At 65.5% G+C, this 13,764-nt stretch carries 14 protein-coding genes; 1 reads left to right on the top strand and 13 read right to left on the bottom strand.

From position 1 onward, the window contains the following. Positions 1-30: 30 nt before the first annotated feature. The 13 genes from CQ040_RS00715 to dapA all read right to left on the bottom strand — a co-directional run bounded on the left by CQ040_RS00715 (position 31) and on the right by dapA (position 13,098). A complete protein-coding gene (locus CQ040_RS00715; protein WP_105525537.1) occupies positions 31-558 on the bottom strand; it encodes a dihydrofolate reductase family protein in 528 nt (175 codons plus the stop codon). Positions 559-595: 37 nt separating this feature from the next. After that, positions 596-1,507, bottom strand: a complete 912-nt coding sequence (gene miaA / locus CQ040_RS00710; RefSeq protein ID WP_105525538.1) for a tRNA (adenosine(37)-N6)-dimethylallyltransferase MiaA — start codon at positions 1,505-1,507, stop codon at positions 596-598. Beyond that, positions 1,504-3,051, bottom strand: coding sequence for a tRNA (N6-isopentenyl adenosine(37)-C2)-methylthiotransferase MiaB (miaB, locus tag CQ040_RS00705; protein WP_105525539.1), 1,548 nt, complete (start codon positions 3,049-3,051; stop codon positions 1,504-1,506). Before miaB ends, miaA begins: the two co-directional genes overlap by 4 nt. 50 nt (positions 3,052-3,101) lie before the next feature. Further along, positions 3,102-3,650, bottom strand: a complete 549-nt coding sequence (locus CQ040_RS20940; RefSeq protein WP_258131206.1) for a regulatory protein RecX — start codon at positions 3,648-3,650, stop codon at positions 3,102-3,104. 323 nt (positions 3,651-3,973) lie between these two features. Further along, on the bottom strand, positions 3,974-5,023 hold the full coding sequence (gene recA, locus CQ040_RS00695; RefSeq protein ID WP_105525541.1) for a recombinase RecA: 1,050 nt from the start codon (positions 5,021-5,023) through the stop codon (positions 3,974-3,976). A gap of 271 nt (positions 5,024-5,294) precedes the next feature. Then, a complete protein-coding gene (locus CQ040_RS00690; protein ID WP_105525542.1) occupies positions 5,295-5,519 on the bottom strand; it encodes a DUF3046 domain-containing protein in 225 nt (74 codons plus the stop codon). A gap of 18 nt (positions 5,520-5,537) precedes the next feature. After that, positions 5,538-5,846 (bottom strand): helix-turn-helix domain-containing protein, encoded by a 309-nt coding sequence (locus CQ040_RS00685; protein ID WP_017830901.1) that lies wholly within the window; start codon positions 5,844-5,846, stop codon positions 5,538-5,540. Positions 5,847-5,987: 141 nt separating this feature from the next. Then, positions 5,988-6,473, bottom strand: coding sequence for a CinA family protein (locus CQ040_RS00680; RefSeq protein WP_105525543.1), 486 nt, complete (start codon positions 6,471-6,473; stop codon positions 5,988-5,990). Continuing rightward, positions 6,470-7,045, bottom strand: coding sequence for a CDP-diacylglycerol--glycerol-3-phosphate 3-phosphatidyltransferase (gene pgsA, locus CQ040_RS00675; RefSeq protein WP_105525544.1), 576 nt, complete (start codon positions 7,043-7,045; stop codon positions 6,470-6,472). The genes CQ040_RS00680 and pgsA overlap by 4 nt, the downstream gene beginning before the upstream one ends. Further along, positions 7,045-9,750, bottom strand: coding sequence for a DNA translocase FtsK (locus CQ040_RS00670; protein WP_105525545.1), 2,706 nt, complete (start codon positions 9,748-9,750; stop codon positions 7,045-7,047). The genes pgsA and CQ040_RS00670 overlap by 1 nt, the downstream gene beginning before the upstream one ends. Positions 9,751-9,823: 73 nt before the next feature. After that, positions 9,824-10,318, bottom strand: a complete 495-nt coding sequence (locus tag CQ040_RS00665) for a GNAT family N-acetyltransferase (protein WP_105525546.1) — start codon at positions 10,316-10,318, stop codon at positions 9,824-9,826. A 72-nt stretch (positions 10,319-10,390) separates the two neighbouring features. Then, positions 10,391-12,067, bottom strand: coding sequence for a ribonuclease J (locus tag CQ040_RS00660; protein WP_105525547.1), 1,677 nt, complete (start codon positions 12,065-12,067; stop codon positions 10,391-10,393). 53 nt (positions 12,068-12,120) lie between these two features. Further along, positions 12,121-13,098 carry a 4-hydroxy-tetrahydrodipicolinate synthase gene (gene dapA / locus CQ040_RS00655; RefSeq protein WP_029259018.1) on the bottom strand — a complete coding sequence of 326 codons (978 nt, stop codon included), beginning with the start codon at positions 13,096-13,098 and terminating at the stop codon, positions 12,121-12,123. A gap of 114 nt (positions 13,099-13,212) precedes the next feature. Here dapA and CQ040_RS00650 point away from each other — a divergent pair, with 114 nt between their 5' ends. Beyond that, on the top strand, positions 13,213-13,764 hold the full coding sequence (locus CQ040_RS00650; protein WP_105525548.1) for an NUDIX domain-containing protein: 552 nt from the start codon (positions 13,213-13,215) through the stop codon (positions 13,762-13,764).

Genomic DNA, 13,764 nt, shown 5'->3' with positions numbered 1-13,764 from the left:
GAGATCAGTCTAGATATCGCGGAGGTGCGCTCAGACCCGCGTGACCCGGTAACGGCCGCAGAGGAAGTTCCGATTGCGCGCCACCTCGATGAGCTCCAGGTCGAGCCTTCGTGGAAGCAGTGGGGCGCCGGAGCCGAGTGTCACCGGTGCGTACTGCACCCACACCTCGTCAAGCAGCCCGGCATCTGCGAACTGGCCGGCGAGGTCTCCACCACCGACGACCCAAAGGTCTTTCCCGCCGGCTGCCGCCACCATCTCGGAGTGCACGGTGCTGATGTCGGCCTGTGTCAGCCGCACGTCTGCGTCTACCGGAAGGTCGAGCTGACGGTGCGAGAAGACCCAGGTGGGCTGGGTGTAGCCCCACCGCCCCTCTTCATGACGCATCACCCATTCGTACGTCGAAGCTCCCATGGCCAGTGCGCCGATGTTCCGCTCGAAGCCCGTGTACGCCATCGGGCCGTCTTGATCGATGTCCTGCGTGAGCAGCCAGTCCAGCGAGTGCTCCTCGGTCGCGATGAACCCGTCGAGGCTGGATGCGGTGTAGAAGTGGGTCGTCATGCGATCAGCCTTGCATGGGCCTCCGACACCGATCGGTTCAGGATTGGAGCAGTGCGTCGGCGTCCACCGGGGCGTCTCGCCACTCCAAGTCGGGATACCGCTTGAACCACGACACCTGGCGGCGGGCGTAGCGACGGGTGAGCGCCTGGGTCTGAGCGATGGCCTCGCGCTCGGTGAGAGTCCCGTCGAGCTGTGCGAGCGCTTGTGCGTAGCCGATGGCCCGCGGTGCAGTCGCTCCGTGTTCGAGCCCTCGGCCTCGGAGCTCGGCGACTTCGGCGAGGAGTCCGCCCTCCCACATCCGCTCGACTCTGGCGTCGAGTCGCTCGACAAGCGCGGCTCGGTCGACGTGGAGGCCCAACAGTCGGGTGCGCGGATGCCACAGGATCGGTTGATCAGGAAGCGCGGCACCGTGCGTGGCGCTCCCCTGCTCCCGGACTTCGAGTGCGCGGACGATGCGCCGTGGGTTGCGCGGATCGACGCGGGCTGCGGCCTCGGGATCGAGCACACGCAGCCTTTCGAGCAGTCGCGCGGGCCCTTCGGTCTCGAGTTCTCGTTCGAGTCGCTCGCGCAGCTCCGGGTCGCGCGGAGGGAACCTGAAGTCATACACGACGCTCGAGACGTAGAGACCCGAACCACCCACGAGGATCGCATCCCCGCCGCGACGATGGACCTCCTCCACTGCGGCACGAGCCCGTGGCTGATACCACGCGACCGCAGCGTCCTCGTCGACTGGGAGGACGTCGAAGAGGTGGTGCGGGATGCCACGGCGCTCCGAGATCGAGACCTTCGCCGTCCCGACGTCCATTCCGCGATAGAGCTGCATCGCGTCGGCGTTGACGATCTCGGCCGGGTTGCCGCGGGACCGCAGCCGTTCAGCCAGATCTATCGCGAGATCACTCTTGCCGGTGCCGGTTGCCCCGACGATCGCCCACAGGCGTGGTCCGGTCACACGCCGACACGCAGAGTGGGCAGCCCGAGCGAGACGGCCTTCGGCCCACTGTCGCTGCTGGGGGTGGGAACCGCGCACGATTCCGACTGCGAGCGGTCCCAGGCGTCTCCCCCGCGAGTGCGACGGATCTCGAGCGGTGCGCCTGTGGGGTCGTCGGCCAGCAGGTGGAACGGGGCCCCATGTGTGACCGTCACGGTGACGACATCGCCAGGGCGCGGGAGGTCGGATCCCGGCGTCACTTCGAAGTGCACCAGCCTGTTGTCTTCGGCCCGCCCGGTGAGCCGGTGGGTCGCGGTGTCCTTCTTGCCTTCGCCGGACGAGACGAGCACTTCGATCCGACGGCCGACCTGCTGTTGGTTCTCCTCCAGGGAGATGCGCTCCTGGAGCGCGAGCAGACGGTTGTACCTCGCCTGGACGATCTCCTTGGGGACCTGGTCCTGCATGGTCGCAGCGGGGGTTCCCTCGCGGATGGAGTACTGGAACGTGAAGGCGCTCGAGAAGCGGGCCTGTTCCACCACTCGCATCGTGTCTTCGAAGTCTTCCTCGGTCTCTCCGGGGAAGCCGACGATGATGTCGGTGGTGATCGCGGCGTTCGGGATGCGAGCACGAACACGGTCGAGGATGCCGAGGAACCGCTCGCTGCGGTACGAACGTCGCATCGCCTTGAGGATGCGATCGCTCCCCGACTGCAGCGGCATGTGCAGCTGCGGCATCACATTCGGTGTCTCGGCCATGGCGTCGATCACGTCGTCTGTGAAGGCCGCGGGGTGCGGGCTCGTGAACCGGATGCGCTCCAGTCCCTCGATCTCGCCGGCAGCACGCAGCAGCTTGCCGAACGCCTGACGGTCGCCGAACTCGACTCCGTAGGAGTTCACGTTCTGTCCGAGGAGGGTGACCTCGATCGCACCGTCTTCGACCAGGAGTCTGATCTCGTTCAGGATGTCGCCGGGACGACGGTCTTTCTCCTTGCCCCGCAGGCTCGGCACGATGCAGAACGTGCAGGTGTTGTTGCAGCCCACCGAGATCGACACCCACCCGCTGTGTGCGGAGTCACGCTTGGTCGGCAGCGTAGAGGGGAACACTTCGAGCGATTCGAGGATCTCGAGTTCGGCGTCGCCGTTGTGCCGCGCACGCTCCAGCAATCCCGGCAGCGAGCCCATGTTGTGGGTACCGAACACCACGTCGACCCAGGGGGCCTTGTCGAGGACAGCCTGCTTGTCCATCTGAGCCAGGCAGCCGCCGACCGCGATCTGCATGCCTTCTTTGCGGCGCTTGACCGATGCGAGATGCCCCAACGTGCCATACAGCTTGCCGGCAGCATTGTCTCGGACCGCGCAGGTGTTGATGATCACCACATCGGCTTCTGCGCCGTCGATCGCCCGCACGTAGCCGGCGCTCTCCAGCGAGCCGGAGAGCCGTTCGGAGTCGTGCACGTTCATCTGGCACCCGAAGGTGCGCACTTCGTACGATCGGTGTCGTCCGTCTTCGTCGACGGCTGCCGACGATGCGCTGATGATCGTCGGTTCGCTGCGCGGGATAGTCATGATGGATCCATTGTACGAGCCGTTACCTAGCCCGGTGCTGCGCCGAGATCTCAGTCCGATTCGACGAAATGAACTCCGGAGGTCGGGCCCCCGGATGCCTCTTCCCGCAACGCGGCCTTCGCCGCCTTCATCGAGACCGCTCCGTTGTACCCGCGCCTGGAAAGCTGACCCACCAGGCGTCGCAGGGCCGTGTCATGGTCGAGGCGACTCAATGATCGGGCCTTGTTGCGGGCGAAATCGAGCGCACGCTCATCGTCGTCATCCGGCAGCTCATCGAGTGCGCTGTCGATGACATCGCGCGGGATGCCTCGCTGTGCAAGCGCACGCGACAGCGCGACTCGTCCCTGGCCCTTCCGCTGCACGCCGGAGATCACGAGAACCCCGGCGAGGGCGGCATCGTCGAGATAGCCGCGGCGGCAGAAGTCGTCGATCACGTCGTCGACCGCACCGCCGTCGAGCCCGTTCCCTCTCAGGGCCTGTCGAGCCTCCGAGATCGACAACGACCGAGTCCGCAACTTGCGAACGAGGGATTCTTCGGCCGCGACGCGGATCTCGTCCGGCGTCGCGATCTCTTCCTCGCCGCTCTCGTCGCTCTGCACATTTCCGAGGGCTCGGAGACGAGGAGCAGACTTCGCAGGGTGTGATCCCCGCGAGCCCGAAGCGGACGCAGCCCCCCGGGCCGGATGATTACCGCTGGGAGTGCCCGCCTCGATCGGTTCGACGGCTGTTCTCGAGCCGGACGGTGCATCCCAGGTCGAACGCCAAAGCGCTCGCTCATCTGCGCTACTCGGCACGTCCTTTGGGGCTTGATCGCCTTCGCCACTTGCGAAGGCCGGTGCAGCCTGCGCCCTTTTGGGCGTGCCACCGAAGAGGGGGATGATGGGGGCGATCCGATCAGGATCGCCCCCACGAGTGTCGTTCATCAGGCCGGACGACGCTCAGCGAGCTCGTCTGCAGCGGCAGGCACAGCGGCCGGGCCGCCGATGCCGAGCTTCTGCTTGATCTGCGTCTCGATCGCCAAGGCGATATCGGGGTTGTTGAGCAGGAACGTCCGCGCGTTCTCTTTGCCCTGTCCCAGCTGATCGCCGTCGTAGGTGTACCACGACCCGGACTTCTTCACGATCGCGTGCTCGACGCCGAAGTCGATCAGGCTGCCTTCGCGAGAGATGCCGATGCCGTAGAGGATGTCGAACTCGGCCTGCTTGAAGGGCGGAGCCATCTTGTTCTTCACGACCTTCACTCTGGTGCGGTTTCCGACCGCATCGGTACCGTCCTTCAGAGTCTCGATACGACGGATGTCCATACGGACGGACGCATAGAACTTCAGTGCCTTTCCACCGGCGGTGGTCTCAGGCGAGCCGAAGAAGACGCCGATCTTCTCGCGAAGCTGGTTGATGAAGATCATCGTGGTGTTGGTCTGGCTCAGGCCACCGGTGAGCTTTCGCAGCGCCTGCGACATGAGTCGAGCCTGCAGACCCACGTGAGAATCGCCCATCTCGCCCTCGATCTCGGCACGCGGCACGAGCGCGGCGACGGAGTCGATGACGATGAGGTCGATGGCACCGGATCGGACGAGCATGTCGGCGATCTCGAGCGCCTGCTCACCGGTGTCGGGCTGCGACACCAGAAGCGCATCGATATCGACACCGAGCTTCGCCGCGTAGTCGGGGTCGAGCGCGTGCTCAGCATCGATGAACGCCGCGATACCACCGCCGCGCTGCGCATTCGCGATCGCATGCAGGGTCAGCGTGGTCTTACCCGAGGACTCCGGGCCGTAGATCTCGACGATTCGACCACGCGGGAGACCTCCGACGCCGAGAGCGACGTCGAGGGCGATGGAGCCGGTGGGAATGACGGCCACGGGGGCGCGCTCATCGCTGCCCAGCCGCATGACCGAGCCCTTTCCGAACTGGCGGTCGATCTGAGCGAGTGCGGTCTCGAGGGACTTCTCGCGGTCGGCGGGTGATGGCATGGTCTGCTCCTTCTGCGCGCGTGGTGCCGCCTGTAGGCTGTCGCGGCTCTCCCGGTTGGGAGGAACTCTCCGACAAGGCGTAATGGCTCTTCGGCTTGTTTTCCACCGTAGGAGAGACCACCGACATCGACTTGGCGAACGCATCCATCGTGGAGAACAGAATCCCTGAACCACTTGTGCAGAAGATTACGCCGGTTTCGAACAGATCTTCGACGACACGCCGAATATCGACAAGCGTGTCCCGTACGCTCCGGACATCGCCCGGGGACGATCAGCGCCCGCGAGGCTCCTGCCGACCGACGCCATGCCGTCGACTGTCCGGCACGTCCATCTCGGCGCACAAGGCGAGCCAGATCTGCCGCGGCGGCGTACCATCAGCCAACGCTTCGACCGCGGTACGCCCGTGAAGGGCCGTGAGCCCGAGGTCATTCACCAACGACGACGCCCTCGCGTCGAATTCGGTGTCGACGGCGCGGAGAAACTCGCTACGACGCATCGGTCACCTCGCCGCGGATCAGTGCAGCGAGAGCTGGGGCTCGATCGACGCCACGAGGTCGTCAGGGACGACATCAGGGAAGACCTGGATGCCCTCGAGTACGGAGATACGGTCTCCGACCTCGCGCATGATCGTCGAGATGGGAACGTCGAGAGCGTCTGCGACTGATGCGAGGATCTCGCTCGACGCTTCTTTCTGCCCGCGTTCGACCTCGCTGAGGTAGCCGAGCGCAACCGAAGCCTTGCTTGCGACCTGCCGGAGCGTGCGCCCCTTCTGCAGGCGGAAGTCCCTCAGCACATCGCCGATTTCCTGTCGTACAAGAATCATCGGAACCTCCTCCCCATGTGATCGTTCGAGGTTACCCCCGATGAGACAGCCAGTCTATTACTCCTGACCTCTTCAAAATCTACCCTTGCACTCTGTGGTTTGAATGTGAGCACATCTTCAATAACCAGCGCGCCGCCGTCACTATTCCGCGAGCATCTTGAGCAATGCGTCGAGCGCCGCAGCCACCGTCTGTTCCTGAATCGAGGCACGATCACCATGGAAACGGAATGACGTGGCACTCGAGGTGTCCGGTGTCACGATCCCCACGTGCACCGTTCCCACCGGCTGTCCATCAGGAGAATCCGGGCCGGCGATACCCGTTGTCGAGATGCCGACCTCGGCTGCCTTTCCGCCGACGCTCAGCACTTGCCGCACACCGTCGGCCATCTGCACGGCGACCTGCGGATGCACGGGACCATGCTCGGCGAGGAGATCGGCATCGACGCCGAGAACCGTCGTCTTGACCGGTGTCGCGTACGCGACCACTCCCCCACGCAGCACGGCAGACGCGCCGGCAACCGAGACGAGTTCTGCGCACAGCGCCCCTCCGGTGAGGGACTCGGCGACACCCAGAGTCCATCCCCTTCGACCCAACGCGGATAAGACCGCTGCAGCCGCCGCGCTCACTGCTTTCGCCGGGATCCTCGCACCTGGGCCACGATGTAGTCGATCCCGCTCGCCACCGTGAGCACCAAGACGATGAGAATCAGGACGAAGGTGATCAACGTCCAGGCATCGAGTCCGATGAGGTAGTGGAGGGGAAGCAACGCCCAGCCGAGTGCTACTCCTTGGAACGCGGTCTTGATCTTGCCCATCCACGCTGCGGCGACGACGTGCTCGCTGGCGACCATGAGCCGATGGATCGTGATCCCCCACTCGCGCACCAGGATGATCGCGACGATCCACCAATCGACCTCACCGAGGATGGCAAGTCCGACGAACCCGGCCCCGGTGAGCAGCTTGTCGGCGATCGGATCCCAGAGTTTGCCGAAGTCGCTGACGATGTCGTATTTACGGGCGAGATAGCCGTCGACCCAGTCCGTGGAGATCCCGACGATGAAGAGGATCGCCGCTGTCCAGCGGAGCGCCGGCTCAGGAAGGCCGTAGGTTCCGCCGAGCAGAAGCAGGACGAAGAAGATGACCGCGAGCGGGATACGCGCGACGGTGATGGCGTTGGGCAGTTGCCGAGGAATCGCCATCAGTCGCGCCCCGTCAGGCCCCAGGCGTCTTCGTCGCCCTCAGCTTCCACCTCGGGGAGTCCCTCGTACTGAGCGGCGATCGGGTCATGCGTCTGCGGCATCGGCGGGACCGGAGGCGCCACCGGAGCCGAAGCCGCCGGAGCATCGTCTCCGCGCAGTTTCGCCATCACCTGAGGAAGCTGTTCCGCCGTGGCCAACACGTCTCGGGCCTTGGAGCCCTCGGACGGCCCGACGATCTCGCGGGATTCCAACAGGTCCATGAGGCGGCCGGCCTTCGCGAAGCCGACGCGCAGCTTGCGCTGGAGCATCGATGTCGAACCGAACTGGGAAGACACGATGAGCTCTGCGGCGGCGAGCAGCAGCTCGAGATCGTCGCCGATGTCCTCGTCGACCTCTTTCTTCTTGGTCGGCTCCATCGCCTCCTGCACATCGGGACGATAGTCCGGTCGTGCCTGGCGGGTGACGTGCTTGACGACCGCGTCGATCTCCTTCTCGTCGACCCACGCTCCCTGCAGACGGAACGGCTTCGACGAGCCCATCGGCGAGAACAGCGCATCACCCTGACCGATGAGCTTGTCGGCGCCGGGGCTGTCGAGGATGACCCGGCTGTCGGTGACGCTCGTGACGGCGAAGGCGAGTCGAGAGGGGACGTTGGCCTTGATGAGACCGGTGACCACGTCGACGCTCGGACGTTGCGTCGCGAGCACGAGGTGGATGCCGGACGCTCGCGCCAGCTGCGTGATGCGAACGATCGAATCCTCGACATCACGAGGGGCGACCATCATCAGGTCGGCCAGCTCATCGACCACGACCAGAAGGTACGGGTAGGGCTTGAGCACCCGCTCGCTGCCCACGGGCAGTTCGACCTCGCCGGCACGCACCGCACGGTTGAAGTCGTCGATGTGGCGGAACCCGAAAGAGGCGAGGTCGTCGTACCGCATGTCCATCTCCTTCACGACCCACTGCAGCGCTTCGGCCGCCTTCTTCGGGTTCGTGATGATGGGCGTGATCAGGTGCGGGACGCCGGCGTAGCTGGTGAGCTCGACGCGCTTCGGGTCGATCAGGACCATCCGCACATCAGCGGGACGAGCCCGCATCAGCAGGCTCGTGATCATCGAGTTCACGAAGCTCGACTTACCGGAGCCTGTGGAACCCGCCACGAGCAGGTGAGGCATCTTGGCGAGGTTCGCGATCACGATGTTGCCGCCGACATCCTTGCCGACGCCGATCGTCATCGGGTGCGTGCTCTTCTGCGCCGCGGGCGACCGCAGCACGTCGCCGAGAGCGACCATCTCTTTGTCGGCGTTGGGGATCTCGATACCGATGGCGCTCTTGCCGGGGATCGGCGAGAGGATGCGCACGTCGTTCGACGCCACGGCGTAGGCGAAGTTGTTGCTCAGCTGCAGGATCTTCTCGACCTTGACGCCGTGTCCGACCTCGACCTCGTACTGGGTCACCGTCGGGCCGCGAGAGAAACCGGTGACCTTCGCGTCGACCTTGAACTGGGAAAGGACGCTCGTGATCTGCTCGATCACCTTGTCTGTCGCCTCGGAACGCAGGACCGGAGCGGGGCCCTCGACCAGGATGCCGGGAGAGGGCAGGATGTACGGCGTCACGGGAGCTTGCGGCCCACGGTCGCCCGGGCCCTCGGTGCCGAAACCGTCGAGACCGGGAAGCTCCGGCACCTCGCCGGTGTCGGAAGTGTCATCGAGGAGCGCGGTGGTCTGCTGCTCTGCGAGCGAATCGGCGACCGAGCGAACTTCTGACAACACTTCGGTGGCCGCGTCGTAGGGGTTCTCGACGACGACGGCCTGATCGTAGGCGGGCGTCGGGTCGGATGTCGTGAGCAGCGCAGTGATGTCGTCGGACCCGAGGGTGCCCTCATCGGGATCTTCTTCACGACCGGTCCTGTTGCGCCGCCACCACGGCAGGACGTCGGGGTCGTCGACCTTGTCGGCCTCGTCGATCGCGGCAGTGTCCTTCGCTGGCTTCTCAGTGCGCTCCGCGTCGAACATCCACGCGTACAGATCCCCGAGACGCGCGCCGATGCGATTCGGCGGGGTCTTCGTGAGGATCAGGAGGCTCAGCACCATCAGGAGCGACAGCACGATGTACGCGGGGATGTCGGTCAGATAGGTGAGAGGTTGCCCGACCAGCCAACCGAGCAGTCCGCCGGATTCGCTGAGCGCGGGCATCCCCTGATTCGGATGCGGACGCGGGCCGGCGACATGGAAGATACCCGCGAGCGCGAGCACGAACATGCCGAAGCCGATGCCGATGCGTCCGTTGTCATGGACGGAAGAGGGGTGGCGGAACAGCCAGCCGGCGAGCAGCAGAAGCAGTACCGGCATGATGAAGGCCACACGACCGACGAAGAGACCGACCGAGTACGCGCTGATGTTGGCCGCGACCTCGTTGCCGATGAAGAACCACTCGTTCACCGCGCCGAGCACGGCGAGCAGCACGAGGAAGAACGGGAAACCGTCGCGGCGGTCGTCCTTCTCGAGGGTCTCAGGTCCGAAGGCGCGGAAGAGTCCGCCGACGCCGTGCGCCAGCCCGACCCAGGCACGGACGGCCACTGGAGGCTTGTCGGCCTCGTCGATGTACTTCTTGGGAGCGGGCTGGGCCTTGGGAGCCGTCTGCCGCTTCGGGCGCGACGGTGCGCTGGTCGACGCGCGCTCTGTCTTCGTGGTACTCCTGGCCATGCTCTCACGTTACGACCAACAGCCGACATCTCCGCGTAATGACGCGGCTTTCTGCGGATCCGAGACTGTTCGACTACGTAGTGCGCCGCACCATCGTGTCGCGGGTCGCGCCCTCCCCCACGACGGCGAATCCCTCGGCGCGATACAGGTTGCGGGCGAAGTTGTCTCGTTCGACGCTCAAGCTGATGCGTGCGTGGCCCTGCGCGCCAGCGAGCCGCACGACGCCACGCAACAGCGATCGTCCGACCCCACGCGCCCGCCAGAGCGGATGCACGCCGATGATGAGCTCGGGAACCGCGACCCCGATGAAGCCGAACCCCGGATCATCCTGCGGGAGAACCCGATACCACGCGGCGCCGACCGGTAGATCATCCTCACCCGTCGCCACCAGCCCGTCATCGGACGAACGCTTCCACCCCGCGAGGTAGCGTCGATGATCGACGGACGTCAGCACCTCATGGCGCGGGCGTACGCCCCCGGCACGCCAGTTTGCCGCCTCGACGAGCATGTCGCCGAGGAACATCGCATCCGTCTGCGCCGCCCTGCGAAGGGAGAATCCCCTGTACATGACGCGAGCATAGGACGCGGGTGTTACGTCGGGATGACGGACAGCCGTGAACGAGCGGAGGTCGCCCTGCCGTCACGCCTCGATGACGAGAGGGACGATCATCGGACGGCGACGCAGACGCTGGTTCACCCAGCGACCGATCGTGCGCCGCACGACCTGGGAGAGCGAATGGGTGTCTCGCACTCCGTTGCCCGCCGCTTCCTTGAGGGCGGCCACGATCTTCGGTGCGACGTCGTCGAAGACCGAATCGTCCTCCGCGACGCCGCGTGCGTGGATCTCGGGGCCGGAGATGATCCGGCCGGTCGCTGCATCGACCACGACGATCACCGAGATGAAGCCCTCTTCTGCGAGGATGCGTCGATCCTTGAGGTCCGCGTCGGTGATCTCCCCGACCGTGGACCCGTCGACGTAGACGAAACCGAGATCCAGCTGTCCGACGACATTGGCGACGCCGCCCTTGAGGTCGATCACGGTGCCGTTGGAGGCGATGATCGTGTTCGACTCGGGGACACCGGTCTCCTGCGCGAGCTTCGCGTTCGCGATGAGGTGACGGTACTCGCCGTGCACCGGGAGCACGTTCTTCGGCTTCAGGATGTTGTAGCAGTAGATCAGCTCGCCGGCGGCGGCATGGCCGGAGACGTGCACCTTCGCGTTCGCCTTGTGCACGACGTGCGCGCCGAGCTTCGTCAGACCGTCGATCACGCGGTACACCGCGTTCTCGTTGCCCGGGATGAGGCTGGAGGCGAGGATGACCGTGTCCCCCTCGCTCACCTCGATGGCGTGGTCCATGTTCGCCATGCGGCTGAGCACGGCCATCGGCTCGCCCTGCGATCCGGTCGACATGTAGACGATCTGCTCGTCGGGGAGATCGCGGGCCTTCTTGAAGTCGATGAGGACCCCGTCCGGCACCTTCAGGTAGCCGAGCTGCTCGGCGATGGTCATGTTGCGCACCATGCTGCGACCGAGGAACGCGACGCGGCGTCCGTTGGCATACGCGGCGTCGATGACCTGCTGCACGCGGTGGACGTGGCTGGAGAAGCTCGCGACGATGACGCGACGCGGCGCCTTGGCGATCACTTGGTCGAGGACCGGCCCGATGGAGCGCTCAGTCGGCGTGAAGCCGGGAACGTCGGCGTTGGTCGAGTCGACGAGGAACAGGTCGACACCCTCTTCACCGAGGCGGGCGAACGCCCGCAGGTCGGTGATGCGGCCGTCCAGCGGCAGCTGGTCCATCTTGAAGTCGCCCGTCGCGAGCACCATGCCGGCTGGGGTGCGGATGGCGACGGCCAGCGCATCCGGGATCGAGTGGTTAACCGCGACGAATTCGAGGTCGAAGGGACCGACCTTCTCCTGCTGCCCCTCCTTCACCGTCAGGGTGAAGGCCTTGATGCGGTGCTCCTTGAGTTTCGCTTCGACCAACGCCAGGGTGAGCCCGGAGCCGATCAGTGGGATGTCGCTCTTCAGACGCAGCAGGTACGGGACCGCCCCGATGTGGTCTTCGTGGCCGTGCGTGAGCACAACGCCGACGATGTCGTCGAGACGATCGCGGATCGGCTCGAAGTCGGGGAGGATCAGATCGACGCCGGGCTGGTGCTCTTCGGGGAAGAGCACGCCGCAGTCGACGATCAGGATCTTGCCGTCGTACTCGAACATCGTCATGTTGCGACCGATCTCGCCGAGGCCGCCGATCGGGATGACCCGCAGCGTTCCTTGGTCGAGAGCGGACGGTTCTGCCAGGGGAATGGACATGCTGTCTCCTCAGTCGGACACTCCACGCGTCCGTTCGTTCATGGGGACGCGACTCAGCGCGTCGTGCCGTGCACCTTCGGCAGGGCACCGCCCGCAGCCGCATTGCGGTCGGGTCGGAAGTTCGAGAAGTCGGCGCCGGGGACGTTCTGGACGAGGTCGAGCTCATCTTCGATCAGCGCGGCCTCCCATTCCTCGGGGCCGACCAGGGGAAGACGCACACGCGGGCTCGAGATGCGGCCGAGCCCGTGCAGGATGTACTTCGCTGCAACGGTGCCGGGGACATGCGTCATCACCGCACGCACGAGTGGCTCGAGGCGCTTGTGTTCAGCGGTCGCCGTGGCGAGGTCGCCCGCGTTCACGGCGTCGATGATCGTGCGGTAGGGCGCAGCAGCGACGTTCGCCGTGACACCGATGAGTCCGGTGGCTCCGATCGCGAGGTGCGGCAGCACGTTCGCGTCGTCGCCGGAGAAGTACATCAGGTCGGTCTGATTGAGCACGCGGCTCACCTCGGAGAAGTCCCCCTTGGCGTCCTTCACGGCGAGGATGTTCGGGTGCTTCGCAAGGCGCAGGATCGTCTCGTACTTGATCGGCACACCGGTGCGGCCGGGGATGTCGTAGAGGATCACCGGCAGGTCGGTCGCATCTGCGACCAGACGGAAGTGCGTGAGGATGCCGGCCTGCGTCGGCTTGTTGTAGTACGGCGTGACGATCATGATGCCGTCGGCGCCGGCCTTCTCGCTGGCCTTGTACAGCTCGATCGCGTGGGCGGTCTCGTTGGAGCCACCGCCGGTGATGATCTTGGCGCGGCCGGCGGAGACGGACTTGCCGACCTCGACGAGCTTGAGCTTCTCGGGGTCGGTCAGCGTTGAGGTCTCGCCAGTCGTTCCCGTCACGACGATGCCGTCCGCGCCTGCGGTGATCACGTCATCGATGTGCTTCTCGACGGCGGGCCAATCGACTTCACCGTCGGCCGTCATCGGAGTGACGAGCGCGACGAGAACCTGTCCGAAAGGGTTGCCCGAGTGCGTCATGCACCCAGCGTATCGGTTCGAATGCCGCTCATGCTGACGCGGTGACGCGGATGAGGCCTGCGCTCGTGGGGCCGATCCCGCGGTTCCAATCCGCCCGGCCCCTACGCTCGACACATGGCATGGGTGACGCGAGGATCAGAGACGAAGTACGAGAACGCCTGGATCAGCGTGCGTGAAGACCGTGTCACAGGTCCCGGTGGGGGTGATGGCATCTACGGCGTGGTCGCGATGCGGCATCCCGCAGTGTTCATCGTCGCGCTCGACGACGAGGACCGGATATGCCTCGTCACGATCGACCGTTACACCGTCGGGGTCTCCACCGAGATTCCCGCCGGCGGCAGCGATGGTGAGGATCCGCTGCAGGCTGCGCAGCGGGAGCTCCGCGAGGAGACCGGGTTCGAGGCGGGCGACTGGACCTCCCTCGGCAGCATGAGCGCTCTGAACGGCGTGGCCGAGGCGATCGAATACGTCTTCCTCGCCCGGGATCTCCGGGCGGCCGTGACCGACGAGGATGCTGCCGAGACTCAGGCGGAAGAGGGCATCCAAGCCGTCTCCTGGGTCCCGTTCGACGAGGTGCTGGCGATGATCGCCCAAGGCACCATCACCGACGGAGAGACCATCGCCGCGATCGCAAAAGCCGCAATCCTTCTCGGCAGGTTCCGCTGA

This window comes from Microbacterium sp. MYb54, assembly GCF_002979515.1.
Classification (GTDB): Bacteria; Actinomycetota; Actinomycetes; order Actinomycetales; family Microbacteriaceae; genus Microbacterium.
The sequence above is the reverse complement of the archived record's forward strand: the minus strand, read 5'-3'. Positions and strand labels throughout refer to the sequence as shown.

Coding starts and splice junctions, on each gene's coding strand:
- CQ040_RS00715 (WP_105525537.1), bottom strand. CDS start 558: ATGACGACCCACTTCTACACCGCATCCAGCCTCGACGGGTTCATCGCG.
- miaB (WP_105525539.1), bottom strand. CDS start 3,051: ATGACTATCCCGCGCAGCGAACCGACGATCATCAGCGCATCGTCGGCA.
- recA (WP_105525541.1), bottom strand. CDS start 5,023: ATGCCATCACCCGCCGACCGCGAGAAGTCCCTCGAGACCGCACTCGCT.
- CQ040_RS00690 (WP_105525542.1), bottom strand. CDS start 5,519: ATGCGTCGTAGCGAGTTTCTCCGCGCCGTCGACACCGAATTCGACGCG.
- CQ040_RS00685 (WP_017830901.1), bottom strand. CDS start 5,846: ATGATTCTTGTACGACAGGAAATCGGCGATGTGCTGAGGGACTTCCGC.
- pgsA (WP_105525544.1), bottom strand. CDS start 7,045: ATGGCGATTCCTCGGCAACTGCCCAACGCCATCACCGTCGCGCGTATC.
- CQ040_RS00670 (WP_105525545.1), bottom strand. CDS start 9,750: ATGGCCAGGAGTACCACGAAGACAGAGCGCGCGTCGACCAGCGCACCG.
- CQ040_RS00665 (WP_105525546.1), bottom strand. CDS start 10,318: ATGTACAGGGGATTCTCCCTTCGCAGGGCGGCGCAGACGGATGCGATG.
- CQ040_RS00660 (WP_105525547.1), bottom strand. CDS start 12,067: ATGTCCATTCCCCTGGCAGAACCGTCCGCTCTCGACCAAGGAACGCTG.
- dapA (WP_029259018.1), bottom strand. CDS start 13,098: ATGACGCACTCGGGCAACCCTTTCGGACAGGTTCTCGTCGCGCTCGTC.
- CQ040_RS00650 (WP_105525548.1), top strand. CDS start 13,213: ATGGCATGGGTGACGCGAGGATCAGAGACGAAGTACGAGAACGCCTGG.